This is a genomic window from Photorhabdus sp. RM96S, assembly GCF_042879335.1.
Taxonomy (GTDB): Bacteria; Pseudomonadota; Gammaproteobacteria; order Enterobacterales; family Enterobacteriaceae; genus Photorhabdus; species Photorhabdus kayaii.
The window spans coordinates 1-223 of record NZ_JBHFKT010000290.1 but is presented as its reverse complement, the minus strand read 5'-3'; the positions used below and the strand labels follow the sequence as shown (position 1 = coordinate 223).

Genomic DNA, 223 nt, shown 5'->3' with positions numbered 1-223 from the left:
CGAAGCGCAGCTCGTTGTAGCCTTCCCCTTTATGGGTTTTGGAGCGCAAGGCCATCTGGGTTTTGCTGCCGGGCAGGTCCCCCGGCGGCAGATTGCTGGCATGGTAGGCGCTTCCGGTGACAATCGGCTGGTCCGGGTCGCCGTTAAGAAAGTCCACCACCACCTCCTGCCCGATACGCGGTATCGCCAGCATGCCCCAGCCCTGCCCGGCCCAGGGCTGGGT

1 protein-coding gene is annotated in these 223 nt (G+C 65.0%); it reads right to left on the bottom strand.

What is annotated here, in order from left to right; genetic code table 11:
- A partial coding sequence (locus tag ACGF49_RS25400; protein ID WP_387493614.1) for a phage baseplate assembly protein V occupies positions 1-223 on the bottom strand: 223 nt, incomplete at both ends.